This is a genomic window from Flavisolibacter tropicus (assembly GCF_001644645.1).
GTDB classification, from domain to species: domain Bacteria; phylum Bacteroidota; class Bacteroidia; order Chitinophagales; family Chitinophagaceae; genus Flavisolibacter; species Flavisolibacter tropicus.
Genome location: NZ_CP011390.1, coordinates 1,883,655 through 1,904,409, shown reverse-complemented (window position 1 = coordinate 1,904,409; position 20,755 = coordinate 1,883,655). Strand labels below are relative to the sequence as shown.

Annotated in this window: 21 protein-coding genes; 8 read left to right on the top strand and 13 right to left on the bottom strand. The window is 39.8% G+C overall.

All coding sequences use genetic code 11. From position 1 onward, the window contains the following. Positions 1 to 73 precede the first annotated feature (73 nt). The 4 genes from SY85_RS07985 (at position 74) to SY85_RS07970 (ending at position 3,172) form a co-directional block, all read left to right on the top strand. Positions 74 to 484, top strand: a complete 411-nt coding sequence (locus SY85_RS07985; RefSeq protein WP_066403286.1) for a pepsin/retropepsin-like aspartic protease family protein — start codon at positions 74 to 76, stop codon at positions 482 to 484. 784 nt (positions 485 to 1,268) lie between these two features. After that, positions 1,269 to 2,168: a polysaccharide deacetylase family protein gene (locus SY85_RS07980; RefSeq protein WP_066403284.1), complete on the top strand. Its 900-nt coding sequence runs from the start codon at positions 1,269 to 1,271 to the stop codon at positions 2,166 to 2,168. Positions 2,169 to 2,341: 173 nt separating this feature from the next. Continuing rightward, entirely contained in the window at positions 2,342 to 2,590 is a 249-nt protein-coding gene (locus tag SY85_RS07975) for a hypothetical protein (protein ID WP_066403280.1), read from the top strand. 177 nt (positions 2,591 to 2,767) lie between these two features. Next, positions 2,768 to 3,172, top strand: coding sequence for a response regulator (locus SY85_RS07970; protein WP_066403278.1), 405 nt, complete (start codon positions 2,768 to 2,770; stop codon positions 3,170 to 3,172). A gap of 62 nt (positions 3,173 to 3,234) precedes the next feature. Here SY85_RS07970 and SY85_RS07965 read toward each other — a convergent pair whose 3' ends face one another. After that, the gene (locus SY85_RS07965) at positions 3,235 to 3,696 is read right to left on the bottom strand and encodes a response regulator (protein WP_066403276.1); all 462 of its coding nucleotides are present in this window, start codon (positions 3,694 to 3,696) and stop codon (positions 3,235 to 3,237) included. A gap of 442 nt (positions 3,697 to 4,138) precedes the next feature. Between SY85_RS07965 and SY85_RS07960 the strand changes: the two genes are divergently transcribed. Then, complete coding sequence (locus SY85_RS07960; RefSeq protein WP_071890959.1) at positions 4,139 to 6,046, top strand: PAS domain-containing sensor histidine kinase; 1,908 nt, start codon at positions 4,139 to 4,141, stop codon at positions 6,044 to 6,046. Next, positions 6,043 to 6,453 (top strand): response regulator, encoded by a 411-nt coding sequence (locus SY85_RS07955; RefSeq protein ID WP_066403269.1) that lies wholly within the window; start codon positions 6,043 to 6,045, stop codon positions 6,451 to 6,453. The genes SY85_RS07960 and SY85_RS07955 overlap by 4 nt, the downstream gene beginning before the upstream one ends. A 21-nt stretch (positions 6,454 to 6,474) precedes the next feature. Here the strand turns inward: SY85_RS07955 and SY85_RS07950 are convergent, their stop codons facing one another. From SY85_RS07950 to SY85_RS07940, 3 genes are all read right to left on the bottom strand, one after another. Continuing rightward, on the bottom strand, positions 6,475 to 6,714 hold the full coding sequence (locus tag SY85_RS07950; RefSeq protein ID WP_066403267.1) for a hypothetical protein: 240 nt from the start codon (positions 6,712 to 6,714) through the stop codon (positions 6,475 to 6,477). Positions 6,715 to 6,766: 52 nt separating this feature from the next. Then, on the bottom strand, positions 6,767 to 7,750 hold the full coding sequence (locus SY85_RS07945; RefSeq protein ID WP_158512948.1) for a toxin-antitoxin system YwqK family antitoxin: 984 nt from the start codon (positions 7,748 to 7,750) through the stop codon (positions 6,767 to 6,769). Between the two features lie 187 nt (positions 7,751 to 7,937). Beyond that, complete coding sequence (locus tag SY85_RS07940) at positions 7,938 to 8,324, bottom strand: response regulator (RefSeq protein ID WP_066403264.1); 387 nt, start codon at positions 8,322 to 8,324, stop codon at positions 7,938 to 7,940. 418 nt (positions 8,325 to 8,742) lie between these two features. Between SY85_RS07940 and SY85_RS07935 the strand changes: the two genes are divergently transcribed. Continuing rightward, complete coding sequence (locus SY85_RS07935; RefSeq protein ID WP_066403263.1) at positions 8,743 to 9,096, top strand: DUF6370 family protein; 354 nt, start codon at positions 8,743 to 8,745, stop codon at positions 9,094 to 9,096. A gap of 79 nt (positions 9,097 to 9,175) precedes the next feature. On the opposite strand, the gene SY85_RS07930 is transcribed toward SY85_RS07935, so the two are convergent. The 6 genes from SY85_RS07930 to SY85_RS07905 form a co-directional block, all read right to left on the bottom strand. Continuing rightward, complete coding sequence (locus SY85_RS07930) at positions 9,176 to 9,835, bottom strand: phosphatase PAP2 family protein (protein WP_066403261.1); 660 nt, start codon at positions 9,833 to 9,835, stop codon at positions 9,176 to 9,178. Positions 9,836 to 9,915: 80 nt separating this feature from the next. Next, the gene (locus SY85_RS07925; RefSeq protein WP_066403258.1) at positions 9,916 to 10,563 is read right to left on the bottom strand and encodes a porin family protein; all 648 of its coding nucleotides are present in this window, start codon (positions 10,561 to 10,563) and stop codon (positions 9,916 to 9,918) included. Between the two features lie 34 nt (positions 10,564 to 10,597). Continuing rightward, a complete protein-coding gene (locus SY85_RS07920; protein ID WP_066403254.1) occupies positions 10,598 to 11,272 on the bottom strand; it encodes a YiaD family glycine zipper/OmpA-like lipoprotein in 675 nt (224 codons plus the stop codon). Between the two features lie 203 nt (positions 11,273 to 11,475). Then, positions 11,476 to 12,501 carry an LLM class flavin-dependent oxidoreductase gene (locus SY85_RS07915; protein ID WP_066403251.1) on the bottom strand — a complete coding sequence of 342 codons (1,026 nt, stop codon included), beginning with the start codon at positions 12,499 to 12,501 and terminating at the stop codon, positions 11,476 to 11,478. Position 12,502: 1 nt separating this feature from the next. Beyond that, the gene (locus SY85_RS07910; protein ID WP_066403249.1) at positions 12,503 to 13,471 is read right to left on the bottom strand and encodes an ATP-grasp domain-containing protein; all 969 of its coding nucleotides are present in this window, start codon (positions 13,469 to 13,471) and stop codon (positions 12,503 to 12,505) included. A gap of 263 nt (positions 13,472 to 13,734) precedes the next feature. Then, entirely contained in the window at positions 13,735 to 14,451 is a 717-nt protein-coding gene (locus tag SY85_RS07905; protein WP_066403247.1) for a hypothetical protein, read from the bottom strand. Between the two features lie 170 nt (positions 14,452 to 14,621). Here SY85_RS07905 and uvrA point away from each other — a divergent pair, with 170 nt between their 5' ends. Beyond that, a complete protein-coding gene (uvrA, locus tag SY85_RS07900) occupies positions 14,622 to 17,522 on the top strand; it encodes an excinuclease ABC subunit UvrA (protein ID WP_066403243.1) in 2,901 nt (966 codons plus the stop codon). Positions 17,523 to 17,792: 270 nt separating this feature from the next. Here uvrA and SY85_RS07895 read toward each other — a convergent pair whose 3' ends face one another. The 3 genes from SY85_RS07895 to SY85_RS07885 form a co-directional block, all read right to left on the bottom strand. Continuing rightward, entirely contained in the window at positions 17,793 to 18,794 is a 1,002-nt protein-coding gene (locus SY85_RS07895) for a hypothetical protein (RefSeq protein WP_066403241.1), read from the bottom strand. Positions 18,795 to 18,931: 137 nt separating this feature from the next. Beyond that, the gene (locus tag SY85_RS07890) at positions 18,932 to 19,378 is read right to left on the bottom strand and encodes a GNAT family N-acetyltransferase (protein ID WP_066403237.1); all 447 of its coding nucleotides are present in this window, start codon (positions 19,376 to 19,378) and stop codon (positions 18,932 to 18,934) included. Between the two features lie 9 nt (positions 19,379 to 19,387). After that, the gene (locus SY85_RS07885) at positions 19,388 to 20,740 is read right to left on the bottom strand and encodes a M28 family metallopeptidase (protein WP_066403233.1); all 1,353 of its coding nucleotides are present in this window, start codon (positions 20,738 to 20,740) and stop codon (positions 19,388 to 19,390) included. Between the last annotated feature and the right edge of the window lie 15 nt (positions 20,741 to 20,755).

Below are 20,755 nucleotides of genomic sequence, written 5' to 3'. Positions count from 1 at the left end.
AATAAAAAGAAGGTTATTTAAGCACTAAATGTTATGTATAGTTTGTAGTTTGTAAGAGGTAAATGCTCTGATTATGGATAAGATAGTAACCGGTACATTTGATGAAGACGCTTTTCCATATTTGCAATTGCAGGTGCTCAACAAGAAAAAAGACTTGGCTGTATCAGCAAAGGCCATTATTGATACAGGCGCTGCCCACTGCCTTATACGTGAGGAGCTGGCCAAGCAGCTGCAACTGGAAACCTTGCGTTTGGCCGATTACCGGCATCCGCTATTTGGTAAAATGCCACTGACAGAATACCTGATGGATCTGCGCTTTGACCAGGAAGGGCAACAGGTAGCTGTTATTGAAGGAATAAGGGCAGGTACGCTTATCGATCCCCAGTATCCAGCTTCTATTATCATAGGCGTAGAAGTGCTCAAGCATTGCATCTTTACCTATAATGGCCGTCAGCGCATATTTACATTAGGGTTTAAGTCCTAGTATCAATTCTCCACTTCTTACTTGTATAATAATTAGTTACAATGGGTTCGTCAGACGCCATCTGCTTTGTACAGGATCGTAACCATCTCTCTGGTGCTATACAAATCATTATAGGTATAGGTAGTTCAAAACTATATCATGGTATAGGGAACCAAAATTGTTGAAAAATAGGTAGGTAAAAATGTAATTATTAGCCCCTGCTTATTCATATGTTGGTAAATGCTTGGTCGAGGGTATCAAAGATTTTAGAATTTAAACGTATTAAATTTCTGTTTTTTGGTTGCAAGTTTTCCCCCATAACTTCCTTTTATCTTCTGTAAACCATTGATATGTACTAGTTTCTGCGGGCTATTCTATCCTTTGCTGTGGAATGGCTGTCCTTAGCGTCATCCTTTGTTCGAGACCGCTTCGGGACTCCTTCGGGATTCCTTCGGGCCGCTTCGAAGAAGTCTCGAACAAGCCTCGAAGCAGTCCCGAAGAAGTCATGACTATGAGGACAGCAAGGGGTAGGAAAAGTGTAGGAAAAGGGTATGCCTTACAGTTTCAGCATATGGTTTTAAACCTAAAAAATTAGCGATAAAAAGGAAGGCGATTAGTCCAAAGGATGGTGCTTTTCCATGTAAGTTGTTAAATTCGTTTTAAAGGGTGGTTTTTAGTCTACTCTTTTTGTTTGTAAGTCTTTACAGGCTTATATTTCATTGAATTTGATGGTTAATTAAAAAAGTGGAAGAAAGTTTTTGAAATCAAGCTCATCTTTTACACCTTTGTCTAAGCAAAACACATTATGAAAAACCTCCTTTGCCTTGCAACTGCAGTCACTTTACTGGCTAGCTGTTCTGATTCCTCCACGAAAACAACTGCCGCACCTGTTAAAGATTCTGCTACTGCTAGTAGTAACCATCCTTCGTTGATTCTAAATACTACTGGAGCCAACGAAACAAAGGCTGATGCAGCAACTATAATGGCCCGTACACAAGTGCCTATTCTTTGTTATCATCATATTCGGGATATTCAAATGGCCAGCAGGGCTGATAGAGGCTACGAGGTAACTGTGGCCGAGTTTAAAGCCCAAATGAAGGCATTGGCCGATAGTGGTTACCATACCATTCTTCCTGACCAGTTATATGCTTACCTTACTAAGGGTACGCCACTGCCTTCTAAGCCGGTTATGCTTACCTACGATGATACCGATGAAGAGCAATTCAGCATTGCTAAGCCGGAAATGGATAAGTATGGCTTTAAAGGGGTTTATTTTATAATGACCATCTCTATTGGCCGTCCCCGCTATATGACCAAAGAGCAGATCAAGCAGTTGTCGGATGAAGGGCATGTCATTGCAAGCCACACCTGGGATCACCATCGGGTAGATCGTTTGAAAAACGAGAACACCATCGAGTACCGTGGGCAGAAAAAGGTAGTAAATGAATGGGATTTTCAGTTGACAAATACTCGTACACAATTAGAAGAAATTACTGGTAAGCCGGTCTATTATTTTGCTTATCCCTTTGGTATTTGGAGCAAAGAGGCCTTGCCCGAAATTGAAAAGCGGGGTTATAAAATGGCATTCCAGTTAGCTACACCTAGAGATTCGGCTCAGCCGCTGTATACTGTAAGGCGTATGATTGTTTCTCCGGAATGGTCAGCTTCAGGTGTAATAAAAGTAATGAAGAGTACGTTTAAGTAACTTCTATAAAAGTCAATGAAAGGGGGAAATGGTGTACTCTTTTCCTTGATTATGGTCAAATGACAATTAGATGATTTTGGGGAAAGAAAGCCGCTATTCGTTTATTTTTTTCAAGTTTTAAACTTTAGCCAGTTTGGCATTGTCTTTTTTATATTGATATTATAATTACCTCTATGTTACTTCATCAATTTAACCGTCTCTCTAAAGGCAAAAAGTATCAGTACCTGCTTTTTAATGGGGCTTGTGTAAGTGACCGTAATACTGATGCTGAAGACATCTTGCTTTTCCAGCTGACAGACTATTATGTTGAGATTTTTTTTAAAAGGCATACGGACCGGATCAATAAGGTCAAGTGCTTTAAGGATACGAATGAGCTGGATCCTTATTTAGAAGAAATCAATATCAATGCACTTTTTTGCTAGTTATAGCTCCCTTGCTATTTTGACTAATCTCAATTATATTGCATACGAGTAAATAATAAACTTTTTACGGGTATTTCATTACCCCTTATTTATAATCAACATTTCTTTTAGGCGAACTTAGCTTCAGGCACACAAATAGTATAAAAATGTGTATATTGATTTATCTCAGATAGATATATGCACGTAATTCCGCGAACCATCCTTTGTGTTGATGATGATGCTGATGACCAATTGATGGTATTTGAAACAATAAAGGAGATTAATCCTGATGCCCGAATAGCTACTGCCATTAACGGTTTAGAGGCCTTGCATTTTCTCTCCAATGCAAAGACAAAAGAAGAACTTCCCTGCCTCATTATCATGGATATCAACATGCCGCTGATGGACGGAAAAGAAACGGTGTCGCGCATTAAAAAAGAGCGTCGTTTTGATAGTATACCTATCGTCTTGTTTACAACATCTTCTAGCCAATTGGATCGTACGTTTTGCGAACAATTCAATATTCCTTTTGTGACCAAACCCCTAAGTCCAAAAGAGTTATTCCATGTAGTAAAAGGTATTTTGGCCTTGGCAAATGGGTAGAGGCATACTACGAGCATTTGCTATTAGCAGGTACTACAATAGCTTCCCTATTAGCGTAAGTATTACTTAGTGGTTAATGCCATTTGGTGGCTATGAAATTGTGCTTTAGCCAACTCCATAAGCTCCACCACCTGCCAATGTATGCCATCTATAGTTTTGGGCTTTCTAATACAAAGAAGGGCGCCTAAAGACAATAATTGCTTTTCCATTCTGTCAGATATAGAAGTAGTAAATAGTACTACAGGAATACTTTGAAAGCGCTTGTCTTTCTTTAGTAGTATCAATGTTGTTTCTCCTCCCAAACGCGGCAAGTTGTAATCCAGTACAATAAGTGTTGGTAAAAGATTAAGATGGGGTGTATTGTCTAATAATTCAAATAAAGCATCCGCATCATTTAGCATTTTTACTTGATGATGCCAGTTTAAATGTTGAAAACAGTTTAAGAAGCGCGCATTGTCGTCAGGATCATTATCTACAATGATAATATGCGGCTCCTGTAAAGTGTTAGTATTCAGGTTTAGCACGATTACGTATGGTTTTAAGGTCAGCGAAAATAGTAAATAATTAATATGTAGTACGATTAGCCCGGATACCGGTTTCTTAACCAATTTGTTTTCAAAAACGTATAGATGTTGAAAATTAGTGTTGTATGAATCCATTTAATACCGACCTCGTACTGTAAGTAGGTAGCATTAAAACTTCGGAGAATAGTGCCAATTGAAGTGTTCTTTTGGTGTAACTGTACTGAAATACAATTTGTTAAAAGCCTTGGTGATATGCCCTGTCAGCTTGTGAATTGCCTGAATTTTGCCTTTCATATGGATGGAAGTATTTTTTGGAAGAGCCATTTGTGAACACTTTTTTGTTAAACAAAAGAGTTGGATGGAAGTCAAAAAATTAAACATATAATAGTCAGATAGTTATCTTTACAACAAGTGTCTTCCTAGGGAGGCCTTTACCTTAACCATGTTTACTGATTACCAACAATTGCTGAAAGGCATAGGCGAAGCAGTGTTGATGCTGGATACAAACGGGTATATACAATATTCCAACCCTGCAGCTACAACACTTACAGGTTATTCCGCCGATGAACTCCTGAATCGGCCCTTAGCTGCATTATACCCTATTCTTAACGATCTAACCAAAGCTGAATATGAATTAAGCCAAGCCAGCAAAAGAGGTACATATGTTACTGAAGGGTGGAAAACAAAAAAAGATGAGTCTAAGTTTTGGGCTTCTATGACATTGTCACCTTTGTATGATAACAACCAGATGCTTGTAGGCTATAGCTGTTTACTACGCGACACCACTGAGCAGAAAAATGCAGAATTGGATGTGCGTTATAGCGAAGAGAAATATCGATTGATGGTAGAGAGTGTAAGGGACTATGCCATTTTCATGTTGGATACTGAGGGATATATTAAAACATGGAATGAGGGCGCTGCTCGTATAAAAGGTTACACCGCTAGCGAGATCATAGGAAAACATTTCTCTACTTTTTATACTGCAGAAGATCTGGAAAGTAAAAAGCCAGAAATGGAGTTAAGAGTAGCCTTGGCTACTGGGAAATATGAAGAAGAAGGATGGCGGGTAAGAAAAGACGGATCACTTTTCTGGGCTAATGTGGTGATCACTGCCTTGTTCAATGAACATAATAAGCTGATAGGGTTTTCTAAAGTGACACGTGACCTTACTGATCGGAAAGAAAAGGACGAGCGCCTGCGCCAAAGTGAAGAGCGCTTTCGTTCCCTAGTAGAGCAGGTTACTGATTATGGGATATTTATGCTCGATGAAAAGGGGCGTATTGTCAGCTGGAATGAAGGCGCCCGAAGAATTAATGGATATACTGCTCAAGAGGTTATAGGTAAATATTTTTCTATTTTTTATCCAGAAGAAGATATTTTAATCGGCAAGCCTGCTCATGAACTAAAGGTAGCCAGAAGGGAGGGGAAATATGAAGAAGAAGGATGGCGTATTAGAAAGGACGGATCTCTTTTCTGGGCTAATATTGTTATTACTGCAGTATATACTGATGAGAATATACTTATCGGCTTTTCAAAGGTTGTTCGTGATCTTACCGAACGTAAAGAGTCTGAAAAGGCGCTGCGTGAAAGCTATGACCGCTTCCGCATGCTGGCCGAAGAGCTAAAAGTTACCAATTTTGAATTATCTTATGCTAATGAGGAGTTGGAGCAGTTTACCTCTATTGTATCGCACGATCTGCAAGAGCCTATTCGTACCATTAAAAGTTTTTTGCAGCTCATAGATATGAAGTTGGATGCAAAGCAGCATGAAGGTTTGAAGACCTATATTAGTAAGTCGATCAATGCTGCTACTCGCATGCGTGAATTGATTCAAAACTTATTGCATTACTCGCAGTTGAGCAAAGGAGAAATAGCAAAAGAAAATATTGAGGTCAATGCATTGATAGAGGAAGCTTTGCAAAATGTAAAGAGTGCTATAGATGCCTCAAAAGCTCAAGTGGTGATTGAAAATGAGGTAGGTGTAGTGTATGGCGATCGTGTACAATTGGTACAGTTGCTTCAAAACCTTATTACAAATGCATTGAAGTTTACAGAGGCGGAGCAGCCGCAAATAAAAGTCACATGTAAGTATGAGAAGGGCTCTGTAAGGTTCGCTGTAACTGATAATGGAATTGGCATTTCTAAAAGCGATATACCTAAGGTTTTTGATATTTTCAGGCGTTTACATACAAAAAAAGATTACCCGGGTACTGGTATAGGCCTGGCTATTTGTAAAAAAATTGTTGAGCGGCACGGCGGCCATATCTGGCCAGAGTCAGAACCAGGAAAAGGCACTACATTTTATTTTACCATTAATAAAGAAAACAGGGAGGCACAGTCAATAGCATGATTAAATACAAGCTGATAATAGTAGAAAATGACGAGGATGAGCAGTTCTTTATGAAAGAAGGCTTTGATGTGGCTGGCGTATTTGAAATTGTATCACAGTTGAAAAACGGAGACGCATTGTTTGAATGGCTAGAGGAACATAAGCCTTCGTTACCCGATGTAATTTTATCTGACTTGAATATGCCTGGTAAAAATGGATATGATATCTTGGAAGGCATAAAAGCAGATCCTGCTTATAGGCATATACCGGTTATCATAACCTCTACTTCTTCCGCCAAAGTAATGATTGATCGATGTCTGAAACTAGGAGCTTCAGGGTACATGGTGAAGCCTGACACCTTTATAGCCTATGCAGCTTTTGCCAATGATTTATATAAACTCATTCAGGAGCAGCAATTAGTAAAATAACTGGTTTGCCGTTATACAGTTTTACTCCTCTTTCTTTTGCCTTTTAATAGCTTCATCCATGTGTTGTTCGTCTTGTGCATCTGGATAGTCTTCAATATTAGCAGTCTCCCGAAGGTGTTTTTCACCATGTTCATTTATTAGTTGATTATTATGGGCGGGTTCAAATCGCTCATCCTGTAAAGGAGGGTTGCTGGCATTTCCAGGGCTGGTGGTGGGTAATTTATTTTCTTCTGGCAGACGGGTATTGGAAACTGTAGTCATAGTTATTGTTTTTACAAAAGCGGTTAAAAACTATGCCACAACAGTAAAGGCTCTACTGGGAAGATCTATGATCTTGCAGGAATCTTTCCAATTCTTTAGGGGTAGGGTTCTTTACTATTGGTACCGTTGCTGAGTGGGGTGCGTGAATGATATAAAATGCACTATCTGACTCTTTAATCTCTTTGATGATAGTATTCCAGTATGGAAGCGATTCCAAAAAGCTGGGCACAGGAGGAACTGAGTCATTCTTTATGTTTATTGAATAGCGCGCCAATGTAAACGCTTTGGATAATAAGGTGTAAACAGGATCAGTACCCCATACATTCAGTTCAAACTCCAGCCATTGACTTCTGGGAAAGGGCGTTATGTAATATAGGATAGGGGTTGCTGTTCTTGTGGCTTTTAATAAAAGCTCTTCTTCTGTAAAATACATATCCAGCCGGTTTCGATTCTGCGCACGTGCAACTAATTGGTTGGCTTTTACATAATCATTGTTGTCTGGTGTATGAATGTGATAGAATAAATAGCCTTCGGAGCGTTCAAATAATACACTAAGGCTGCCTTTTTTGCCTTTCAGCCTCCAAGCTTCCTCATCTCTTTCTTCTTCAGCCTCGTTTTCTTTATCATCATTAAATTGACTGTAAAAACGGTCATGTGCAGCCCCTAATTCATTTGCCATAACAGGCGCTTCAATAAGTTCACAAACCCAAGGCATTATTTCTATAATGCTTGCAATTGTCATACAGCCACTGGCAACATTTGGTCGAATTGTTTGTGAAGCTGGTGTAACTACGGGGCGATCAACCATTTGTTGTAAGCGGATGTTCCAGATAGTATGGCTGGTTTTGTTACCATTTTCATCAAACGTCTTTTGTTCTATCAATTGCCCCTTGCTAAAGCATTGCTCTTTTTCAAGCTGGCTATTAGGGTAATACGATTTGTAACTCCAACCATTTGCAGGCAATGAGCCGTTATAATGAATTTCTTCTTTTAACTGGCCATTGGGATGCCATTCTTGTTTAGTAGATGTAGTCACGGCTAAATGTATAATAGGGCAATTATTGATTGCTGGTATGAACTCCATGTAAAGATGCCCAGAATTCTAGTTACTAGCAAGCGCAATTAATGCTGCCTAATTATACAACGGTATGCCGAATGGGGATAGAAAACATAGTAATAAAAGCGTTGATCTTTGGACCAACGCTTTTAGCTTACTCGTGTTTTTAGTTGTGCAACAATCCAGTGATGGATTGATAAAGTTGATTCTTGGTGAATGGCTTTTCTAAAAAGATGTCCGCACCATTGTCTAGTGCAACATCTTTTGCTGAAATGTCAAATCCAGAGATCATAATAATTTTAATAGAGGGATAGTTCGCTTTGATGTAACTAATAAAGTCAACGCCAAATCCATCAGGCAGCTTGTTGTCGAGAAGAACTACTTCCGGTTGATGCTCTTTCAAGTATTCTTTTGCAGCTGAAAGATTTTTTACGTGCTCTAGTTCCATTTCTTTTCCAGTGAGGATAATGTTCAACAATAAACACATGTCACCTTCGTCTTCAATGATGAGCACTTTCTTTGTTTTCTTGGCTTGTAAGGTAGATGCTGTCATGTTCGGTTTCATTTAAATCGTGTATGGAATGGTGTTTCGGGTACTTTTTATGCAGTCATAAAAAGGGAATACGATTCTTATAAATACTATTAGAAAAAATCGTTCCAAGAAAATAATGTGGATTTTATGAGCTGTTGGTGCATGTTAACTACAACTTTTAGAAGCGAAGTGAGATAAAATGTTCTTATACACTTTTAGGGTTGTCCTTACTTTTCAACAATACTATTTCAAATTGAGATGTTTTGGGGTGCTCATACTTCGGTGTCACTCCAGAAATATCATTTTTAAAAAGGAGCGTTAGATGGGCTGTTAGAAATGTTTGTGAGTTATACAGTTTTCATGCATACTAGTTAAGTCAGGCTTAGTAGTCAATAAAGGTGTAAGTTTGACTTGTCTTTACACCTCTAATATTTTATTTATGAAATCGCTTTATATATTGCTTGTCTGCTGTTTTTCTTATTTGGCAGGGCATGCACAGGCAAAAGAAACCGTCGCTACCAAACCTGATCCCTCTAAGCCTGTACAGGTTGTAGAGGCCGCTTGCGGTCAATGCCAGTTTGGCTTGCCGGGGCAGGATTGTGAGTTGGCCGTGCGTATCAATGGAAAAGCTTACTATGTTGATGGAACGCATATTGACTCCTATGGAGATGCCCATGCGAAAGATGGTTTTTGCAAGGCTATACGGAAAGCAGAAGTGCAAGGCGAAGTAGTAGATAACCGCTTTAAAGCAACCTATTTTAAACTCATAAAGAGTAACGGCAAAAAAGGATAGTAAGCGTAGAAGTGCTTAACATATCCAGGTTGATAATAACATAAAAAAAGAAGGGCTCTCATTGAGAGCCCTTCTTTTTTTATGATGTCAATTGTTTCTTCTTTTGTTCCCTTCTTTTTAAATAATTAAAGTATATAAGTAAGGATAAATAGGCAGTGACAATTCCAATGGTCATTCCGGCAAAAACATCCGTGACAAAGTGTTGTGATAGGTATACTCGTGAATAACCAACCATGAATGCAATTAACGGAAGGATGATGCACCAGAATTTTCTTTTCATGATAGCTGCTAATAACAATGCCATGCTAAATGCAGTACTGGTATGCCCAGATGGGAAACTGTGTTCCCGATGAATGGTCAAGCCATCTATTTTATGAATAATGATTTTCTTCGCCTCTAAGCTAATTGGACGCAATTCATTAGAGAAGACCACATTCTTTAAAAATTGCGTAAGGATGGTGCAGATGATAATGCCGGCAATTACGGCCACTAAGTATTTCCTGTTGTATACAGCGCAATAAAGTGCAATTGGAATATAGATTAGCCCATCTCCCAGGAAAGTGATGTATTGAAAGAAGAGATCTAGAGAAGGATGATAATAGCCATTAATTAAAACAAAGGAGTCTTGCTTGCCATAGATCATTAAAAAGATGGCTACCACCAAAGCTAATACTAGGCTGGTGACAACAGCAATTTTGAAATGTTGCTGAATGTTGTCGGTTTTCTGTTCGGTAATCACCGCGCAAATATACTGGCAGCTATTGCTTAGAAAGCAAAAAGCTGCCCGTCGGGGCAGCTTTTTTTGTGCTTTATAACATTTTAGAAACGGTAGCCAAGTGATACACCAAAGCCTGTGTTTTTCAATTTAGACTTATCGTTTGTTGAAATTTCAGGATTGATATTTACTAATCCCAGTTGTGCATTTAACTGGAAGGAAAGACGGCTTACAAATTCATAACCGGCCAAAAAGTTGGCACCCGCATCAAATTTCTTAAACTGAGGGGCTGGGGTAGAAGGTTCGTAATCGCTTACAAACTCCACTTTTGTTTTATTGCCGTTTGTTTCAACATTGCCGCCTACGCCTAGCGCCGCATAAGGGCCAAAGCCTAAAACCATATTGCCGCTTCCAAGAATGGGTTTATACACCAGGTTTACAGGAAGTTCAACATAGGAAAGATGTACTTTGTTTACCTTATTTTCAGACTGAGCTCCTTTCTGGCTATAGAGTAATCCAGGTTGCACATAAAACCCTGTACCTATTGGTACTTCGGCATTTACGCCAGCGTTAAAGCCTGTAAGTACATGGTTTTCCAGATCACCACCATCCATGTTCTTTCCATTGATGTTCTGAAAATTAACGCCTGCTCTGATGCCAAAAGTGGTTCTTCCGGCATTTACTGTCATGTTCTGGGCGAGAGCAGGGAAGCTGATTAATCCGATCGCTGCCGCCATTGCTAGTTTCTTCATAGTGTTGCTTTTTAAATGTATCTATCGATTTTGGTTAACGCTGTGTTGATTCACGTTTTGCTTCTTCTACCATTTTCTCGTTGGCTGTAATAACAAATTCAACGCGACGATTTTCTGCCCGGTTGGCTTCTGTATCGTTGGAAACTTTAGGGTCAGACTCACCTAGGCCCTTTGTAGTAACTCTTGCGTTGGCTACTCCCAGTGAGCGCAAATAGCCTGCTGCTGAATTAGCACGACGTTCTGAAAGGCCCTGATTGTAAGCATCTGAACCTTTATCGTCTGTATGTCCCAAGATTTCTATGTTCGTATCAGGATACTTCTGTAAAACATTCGCGAGTTTGGTCAGATTCGCGCGTGCCTGGTCGCTTAGATCAGAGCGATCATAGCCAAATAATACTTTGTCTTTAAACTCAATCACGATTCCTTCACCTACTCGTTTAACTTCTGCATCGCCTAATACTTTTTTCATCTCTTCGGCTTGCTTATCCATCTTCCGACCAATTACTGCACCGGTTACACCACCCACTGTAGCTCCCACAATAGCACCCATCGCAGTGTTTCCTAACGCTTTACCTACCACGGCGCCAATAGCACCTCCACCCGCTACGCCAATGACAGCTCCTTTCTGTGTCCGATTCATTGATTTACATCCAGATAATATTAAGCCGAACAACGTAAGGGCCAGTGCGAATTGTTGTAGTGTCTTCATAGCATTCTCTTTTTAATTTTCGTCTATTTTTCAAACACCGTACCATAAGGTCTTTAGTGGTTAGTAATCTATCAACATGTTATAACCACTACTGTAGTGTTTGTATTTGTTTAGGACTTTGTTAATTGGAAAATGTTTAAACTCCGCGTAATAAAAAAGCCTTCTTAAGCAGAAGGCTTTTTTATTAATCTTGTCTATCAGTGTTATACGAGTGCTTTTTGTGAAATAACGGCTTCAGCAAAGCGCTCCATTTCTTCCAATTGCGGACTACATTGTAATAAGAAGAAGTCAACACCTGCTTGTTCAAATTTGTTTATTTGTTCAGCTACTTGGTCAGGGATTCCTGTTAAACCACTGCGTAAGCCTCTATTAGAAACAGAATAATCTTCAAGAGATACACGTTTTTCTAACTGCGTACCATTCAACCATTGCTGGTAATTGTTATAGCCGGCAGCTGTTGCCTTTACATCTGTAATGCGCTCAATTTCTTTCTTTACTTCCTGTTCTGTATTGCGGACAATTGAATACGCGGCCACTCCATATTTCATAGGAGGAAGGCCTGACTTTTCGCGACGTTCTTTCACATCGGCAATACGTTTAGCAATTACATCAGGAGAATCACCATGCATAACATAACCGTCGCATAATTGTGCAATGAGGTTTTTACCTGCTTCTGATTCGCCACCAGCATAGATAGCGGGTTTTATAGTAGGTTTAGGTTGAAGGATGGTGTTTTCTACACAATAATAATTGCCTTGATAATTTAGATCATCCTTCTCCCACATGCCGGTTACAATTTCCAGCCATTCTTTCATGCGAGCATAACGATCATCGTGCTGCTCGTAGTTGATACCGTATTTTAAAGCTTCTTGTTGCCACCAGGATGATACTACATTAAGTGATAAACGGTTGTTACTAATGTGGGCTATGTTAGCAGCTTGCTTAGCTAATATAGCAGGATTATGAAACGTAGGCCGTACTGCCACCATTAGTTCCTGTTTTTCTGTAACGGCTGCCAGGGCAGCTGCTGTAGACCATGCATCTAAAGAAGGAGCCGATTCTCCTTTAATATCATTTAAAAAAAGTTCAGCGATCAAGGTAAGGTCAAAGCCAATCTGTTCACTACGTTGCGCTAAGCGCTTAACATAGTTCCAGCTTGTTTCCATGGCCTCATCTTCTACGTTACGTAGCCAGCCGCCAAATACAGGTAGCCAATAGCCAAATCTCATTTTAATGGGTTTTAGTGTTTGTAAATGTTTTGATGTATTCTACAAGGTTTACAAATGGATCAAAGCCAACCACATTCTCAGCGTCAGCAATAAAGTTTGATAAGGCATTGATATCATAAAAAAGCTCATCACCATTTCTGTCATCTACCAGGTACTCAATACCACCCACATTTATTTTTGCTTCTGCAACAATGCGTTCAACAGCTTGAGTAATATGGGCAGGAGGCGTAAAGGCTTCAACCTTAAAGCCCTTCTTTACAGCCGTTGTCAGGCACACTTCACCAATTTCTTCAACGGCTGGCTTTTCAGGAACAGCACAGATCTCTGCCGGGCATAGATTAAAACTTTCGCCCGAGGTAAACACTTTAATGGCATATAGGAATTTACCGTTCAATGTTTCCACACGATTGATATGACCGCCACGAACAGGAATAAATTCTTGTACTAAAGCTGTTTGATCAATGCCCAAATCAATAGCATTATTTTCAACAGCTTCTTCCAAGGCTGATAATGAATTGAACTTGATAACGCCAGCGCCCGCGCCACCAATGTTTGGCTTAACGGCAATAGGGAATTGCAATTGCTTGGCTGCACTTACTAATTGGTTGGTGTGGTTAACTACAATTGACTTTGGAAATTTCAAACCTAATCGAGAAAGCAGAAGTAGTTGCAGTGCTTTTGATGTTTCAATTTCTGTAGCCTTAGAACCATTGATTACAGGAACGCCAATTTGCTCTAAATAGGAGATAAAGCCTTTTGCATAAAATATACTTTGACCATGGCCCCTTAGATAAGAGGAGGAGCTAACCCTGTTTAAAACCACACTATACTTTGGTTTTGTTTGTAAGGGATCAAATTGATGAAAGCCAGCATGTAGCTTTTCATAAGGAAGTTGATAGGATTCAAGTGTGGCGAACAGTTTTTTAAACCATTCAGGATGTTCATAAAAGATACCTATAGGTAATTGCATACGTAAAGAGTTATTAAATGATTAAATAGGAGTCGGTAAGATTAGGGGAAAATAATTATGCCTTACGGCATACAATACGTGCTGCAATGATGGAAGTAGCATATGTGATATAATGATACCATCAAGTAGTTATAAGTCTACAAAGCTAATAGGTTGGTGTTTTAACTTCCAAATTATAATTTCTTTTAACCTATCCATATAAAAAAATAAAAGGGGCTGCCTGCGCAACCCCTTCGTCCCTATGTATATGCAAATGAAAACTCTTATTGCTGATCGTGGTCAGTACCGCCGCCTTGCGCTTCTGTTGAAGTTGCAGGCTCAGTAATTACTTTAGATGCAGTATAGAAAGTAACTTTTGTTTTTTGTTTTGCAGATTTGCTTTTTGTGCTAGCAGTAGATGTTGCTGCAACTTCTGTAGAAGGTGCATTTACAGCAAATACAGCTGTTGGATCTTCTTCATTATAAGGTTTTCCAAGAGCAATGTTCAAAGCATTTGCTTGTACATCATAGTACAAAGTACCTTCTGGAATTTCTTTACCCAGGTTTGTTTTCTGAGATACAATTCGATAAGTAGTAGGTGATTTTTTCAAGTAAGCTTTGAATTTACCTTCAGGTAAACCGTCTATCCATACAATTCCTTTGTTTACAGAATCTAAAGTAATTGTAACAGAGGGTGTTGCTTCAGTAGCTACTGTAGCTGGAGCTTGCGCTGTAACAGGAGCTGTTTGAGAAGCATTAGAATCTGTAGCAGTAGGAGCTGTAGTAGTAGCTGGTGCTGTAGTGGCAGGAGCACTAACTGCGCCAGGAGTACCTGAAGCTAGTTGATAAGAACCTAATACAGGGAAAGTCTTTTCTACTGTTAAAGGAGCTGGCATTGGAAGTAGTTTATACTTCGCTGCAATAGAGTCTACCGTTGACTGAGCATTAACTGTTGCGCCAATAAATAGGGCAATGATTGCTGATAAAAAGGTGTTTTTCATTTGTTAGCAAATTATGTGATGGAAAGGTTTTTGCCCCTTCTAAGACAATATTGTGCCAAAAACGTTAATTGGGGGAAAACCCGCTAAAAAAATTTAATAGATGTTAAAGAAGTGCAAGAGAATGTATGGCACCGTATCTTCGCTTACTAAAAAATTTGGGAATTAACCGAATGAAAAAAGGGACAAAGAAGCCAATCGAAGTGCCGGTAGATGGAGAGTTTATTGAAGTATACGGCGCCAGAGAGCATAATTTGAAGAATATTGATATTAACATTCCTAAAAATCAGCTTGTTGTTATTACTGGTATAAGTGGTAGTGGTAAGTCTTCTTTAGCCTTCGATACCATCTTTGCAGAAGGACAGCGACGCTATATGGAAACCTTTGGAGCCTATGCCCGTCAGTTTATGGGCGAGATGGAGCGTCCAGATGTAGACAAAATCATGGGGTTATCTCCGGTTATCTCTATAGAACAAAAGACTACCAATAAAAACCCTCGTTCTACTGTTGGTACTGTCACGGAGATCTATGACTTCCTTCGTTTATTATATGCACGTGCCAGCGAGGCTTATTCTTACAACACCGGTAAGAAAATGGTTAAGTGGAGTGAAGATGAAATTGTCAATAACCTTTTCAAAAAGCTGGATGGCTATAAAGTAACATTTCTGGCACCTTTAGTAAGAGGTAGAAAAGGACATTACCGCGAACTATTTGAAGAAGTACGAAAGAAAGGTTTTTTAAAAGTTCGTGTAGATGGAGAAATAAAAGACCTAACGCCTAAAATGCAGTTGGACCGCTATAAGATTCATGATATAGAACTGGTAGTGGACCGTCTGAAAGTAGAAAAATCAATGCGCACACGCATTAGCCAAAGTGTACAACAATCGTTGAAGCTTGGTAAGGACCTGATGTTTGTGGCCTATGAAAAAGATAATGGAAGCGGTGCTGGTGAGGTATCTTATAGCCGTCAGTTGATGTGTGAAGACACGGGTATTTCGTATGAAGAACCATCACCAAACTCGTTTTCTTTTAACTCACCTTATGGTGCTTGTCCTACTTGTAAAGGCTTAGGGCAAGTATATAATGTAAGTATGAGTGCTATAATCCCTGATGATAGTTTAAGTATTAATGAGGGTGGTATAGCACCTTTGGGTGGCGAACGTGAGGCTTATTCTTTTAGACAGGTACAGCAACTAGCCAGACGCAATAAATTCAGTTTAGATAAGCCGGTTAAAGATTTGCCAGAGAAGGCATTAAACCTGTTGCTGTATGGAAAAGAAGAAGGAATAACAGGCGATGAACTGCATTTTGATGATGAAGAAATAAGTGAAGGTTCAAGCAATGGTGAGTTTGAAGGTGTTGTAAATCAAATAAAGCGTTGGTTTGCTACCAGTACATCCGAGGCCATACAGCGATGGGCAGAAGCTTTTATGGAGCTAACTACTTGCCCTACATGTAATGGTACACGCCTTAAAAAAGAAAGCTTGTGGTTCAAGGTAGATGGAAGAAATATTTCAGAACTCAGTCAATTGGACCTGGTGCAGCTTGCGGCTTGGTTTAAAGATATTGAGAGCCGTATGAGCCAAAAGCAAAATGTTATAGCCCGTGAGTTGAATAAGGAAATACGGGAGCGGTTGCAGTTTTTGCTGGATGTGGGATTAACCTACCTGACATTAAATAGACCAACGCGAACCCTAAGTGGGGGAGAGAGCCAGCGTATCCGCTTAGCTACGCAGATCGGATCTCAATTGCAAGGCATCACTTACATTTTGGATGAACCTTCTATTGGATTACACCAGCGTGATAACCACCGGTTAATTACGGCGTTAAAGAACCTTCGTGATATTGGAAACAGTGTGTTGGTTGTAGAGCATGATAAAGACATTATGTTGGCGGCAGACCATCTTATTGATATTGGCCCTAAGGCTGGCTATCATGGTGGCCGCGTGATGGGACAGGGCAAACCGGAAGATGTTTTGAGAAATGATACCCTGACAGCACATTTTTTAAATGGCGAAAGAGAAATTGAAGTTCCAAAGGAGCGTCGTAAAGGCAATGGTAAGACTATTACATTGAAAGGTGTAACAGGGAATAATTTAAAGAATGTAAGTACTACATTCCCATTAGGTAAGTTTATCGTTGTTTCTGGTGTTAGCGGTAGTGGAAAATCAACACTAATTAATGATACGCTGTATCCGATCTTATCGCATCACTGTTATGGATCTAAGGGTACACCTATGCCTTATAAATCCATAAAAGGCTTAGAGCATATTGATAAGGTCATTGAAATTGATCAAACGCCTATCGGGCGTACACCGCGGAGCAACCCCGCTACCTATTGTGGCTTCTTTACAGAAATCAGAACACTGTTTGCTTCAATTCCTGAAGCAAAGATCCGTGGCTACAATGCAGGACGCTTTTCCTTTAATGTGAAAAGCGGCCGTTGTGAAGTGTGCGAAGGTGGTGGTATGCGGGTTATTGAAATGAACTTCCTGCCCGATGTATATGTGCATTGCGAAAAGTGCAATGGTAAGCGCTACAACAGGGAAACATTAGAGATCCGCTACAAAGGAAAGTCCATTGCCGATGTATTGGACCTAACAGTAGAAGAGGCGGTAGAGTTTTTTCAAAATGTTCCCTTCCTTTACAGAAAAATCAAAGTGTTGCAAGATGTAGGGTTAGGGTACATCACGCTTGGGCAATCGGCCGTTACCTTATCAGGTGGTGAAGCGCAGCGTGTAAAACTGGCAACTGAGCTGGCGAAGAAAGATACAGGTAAGACCTTTTATATTTTAGATGAGCCAACTACAGGCTTGCATTTTGAAGATATCCATCACTTGTTAGAGGTACTTAATAAATTGGTGGATAGAGGTAATACGGTACTGGTTATTGAACATAATCTGGATGTTGTGAAAGTAGCAGACCATATTATTGATCTTGGCCCTGAAGGGGGTTCTGGTGGAGGACAGATTTTGTTTGAAGGTACACCGGAAGACCTGGTTAAAGTTAAAGCAAGCTTTACAGGGCAGTTCTTAAAAGATGAATTGAAGCCCAGGAAAAAACTGTTGAATTAAACGCTAGTAGGTAAATAAAAAAAGCCGCATAAATCAGAAGAATTTATGCGGCTTTTTTTATTTGTAAATGACTTATGGTTGTTGAAACAAAGAGCGTTTATTGATTCCAGTAAGGGGAGACAGAGAATGATTAATAAAATTGTAATTAGCGTACTATAGGGAACGGATTAGGTTTATTCAACCAGGATTTGAATTTTATTAAGTTCTCTGTCGCTTACTGGAAAGATCTTATTCTAATTTAGAAGTTGTTTCAGTTAATATACATAATTCTTAGTAGAATGTTGGACAACGCATTTGTTTTGCTTGTCTGGACTCTAATGAATTTGGATCTGGCATCACCCATCCAAAGCGGATTATGCCAGTAAACCAAGAGTCTTTTTCTTTTCCGCCATCACCTCTTTGTTCACCAACCTGCGGACGAATACGCAGTACACTTCCATTTTGATTTTTCAATTCATCTTCACGGAAGTAAAGCGCATTAGCAAGGTCTGCTTGTTTAGGACTCAGGTATTTATCAAATAAGTTTGGATCGATATAGTTTGTACTTACACCATCGATCATATCAGCACCAGGGCCTTTAGATGAACGGTGTAAAACTTCTAAACCAGCAAATTTATTACGGCCAAAATAGTATTTAAAACCTGCACCTACGTTTAATGATGGTACGATGTTGCTATAGCTTTTACGCTCTGGGAATTCTTCCATACCGTGACCTTCAAGCATCAATGGTTTTAGCTCAATCCATTCTCCATTGTACAGGGTTTTAGGATTTACCTTAGTAACGCCAACACCAGCTAAAAGGTAAGGTTGTAGGCTGGCTTCTGTAAATTCTTCCATGAAGCCAAGAGGTAAAATTTCAGCCAGTAAATGACCTTCTAAGGCACTGGTCTTGAAACTAAGATTTCTTTTTTTACGGAACCAGGCATCATCATTTTGGTCAACAGTTGGAATTAATGCATCATCACCTTCAAGAACAGTGTGGTTGATGCCTAACCGAAGTCCTAACCAGGTATTTGGATAAGTAGCAACAAATAATCCTTTAGATAGTTTAGTTAGAGGTAGATTCAAGTGCTTCAGACCACCAGGACGGGTGTCAGAAATATCTCTTCCCTTATGCCCACCCAGATCTCCTAGAAAAAAGGAGGGTCCAAGGGCTAAGCCTATTTCATTTTTGCCACCAAAAAAAATCGATTGTGAATAGGTGTTAGAGGTCGCGAGCAGGAAAGCACAAATGAATACAAATGTACGTACGCTAGGTACAGTTGTTCTCATGGATACTGAATTTTGGTTTACAAGAGTTGGATAACTGCGCTAATGTAGTTGCAGAAAATTTAATGAGCAAACCTTTGCTAATGTTTCTATAAAATTATAGCAGAAAATAGGTAAATACACTTAGTTGGTTTCTCCTATTATGGCTTCATCATATATATATGCTCAATATCATCTTCTAAGTAGATATCACTTATTTGTTGGAAACCGAAAGACTCATAAAACTTCTTTAGGTAAAACTGGGCGCCTATCTTAATAGGCCCTTGGCCAAAGAGTTGGTAAACGGTTTCAATGGATTGTTGCATTAGTTGTCTACCTGCACCAAATCGTCGTACGTTGGGCGACGTTACCACTCTGCCAATAGAGGCCTGCTCATAAATGTTGCCAGGCGGCACTAGTCTTGTATAAGCAGCCAGCAGATTGTCTTGCCAACCCATTAGATGGAATGATCCCTGGTCATTGTTGTCAGCGTCTTGAAAAACACAATGCTGCTCTACTACAAATACTTCAATACGTAGTTGTAAGATCGCGTAGAGCTCATGTGGTGTCAGTTCGTCAAATTGCTTAAGGCGCCATTCTATTTGCATAGCACAAATTTAGCGACCAACAGCAGGAATTACCGGCAAACTTTCATTGTCAGTAGCATTTACGGCCTGTACTGCAAAGAAGTAATTGTCCTTGGAATAGGGCAGGCGCATACTAGTTTCATACGTAAAGAACTTTTTTTGCCATACAGGAGAACTGCTTTCACGCATTACTACATAATAACCTTTTACCTTGCCGTTCTTAGGTGCCTTCCAGCTTAAAAATGTTGAGTTGGTAAGATTCTTTACATCCACTTTTACTTCTTGAGGCACAGAAGGTGCTTTTGCCAGGTTGGCTAAGGTTGCCAGGTTTAAAGAAGTATTCTTACGTAGATATTCAAAATCCATAAATTCTGGCAAGTCGCCATATACTACGCCCTTGTCCGTGCGGAGATCCTGGTGCTGATGATTAAAATTCTCGTTCATCTCTGTTACGCGAATTGCCGGATAACCGCGTTGTACAAATGGGGTATGGTCTCCTCCACGCAAGAAGCGGTCGTTACGATATACAAGCATCACTTCCAGGTCATCAACATAGCGTTCGCTTACTTCTTTAATATATCGGGCCAACTGGCGGGAACGGCCATCATTTTCCAGACCCATACTTCTGATGTTTTGAAGAACACGGCCTGTATCTTGTTGTGAAAAGGATTCGCTAAAGATGCGCACTTTGGAGTTGTCAATAATATTTGTTTCGCTGCTGTTGTTGCTACCAATAATATCATTGTTCAACAATCCATCAATGTTCCAGTTATTGGCCTTTGCTTTCTTAGCTAAGTATTCTGCACCCAGAAGGCCTTGTTCTTCTCCGCTAACGGCTACAAATATGACTGTAGCTGGGAAAGAATGTTTGCTCAAAATACGCGCACATTCTATTAAAGCAGCAACACCACTGGCATCATCATTCGCACCTGGTGCATCGGCTGTTCGGTTCATTACATCGGTAACCCGGCTGTCTAAGTGCCCACTAATGATATAGATCCGATCATCATTGGGATCTGTACCTTTTAAAGTGGCCATAGCATTGCCTAGATTAATGCGCGAGTCGATCCTTCTGCCATCAGGCTCTAAAATGGTGGTATCTACAAACGCTGTTAAGCGCCCATTGCTTTGTTTGGCAAACTCATTGAATTTTTGAACAACCCATTCCCTTGCAGCACCTAAACCACGCTTCTTATCTGTAGTAGAGCTTAATGTGTGGCGTGTACCAAAGGATACCATTTTGTTTACATAGGCTCTTAATGAGTCGGAAGATACTTCTTTGACCATGCCTTCTATTTCAGCATCACGATTAATGATCTGTTGGGCGGAAGTAGTTTGCGATAAAAACAAAGAAAAAGCAATGGCTATGCTTGAGCGTTTCATCTAATACGAATTAAT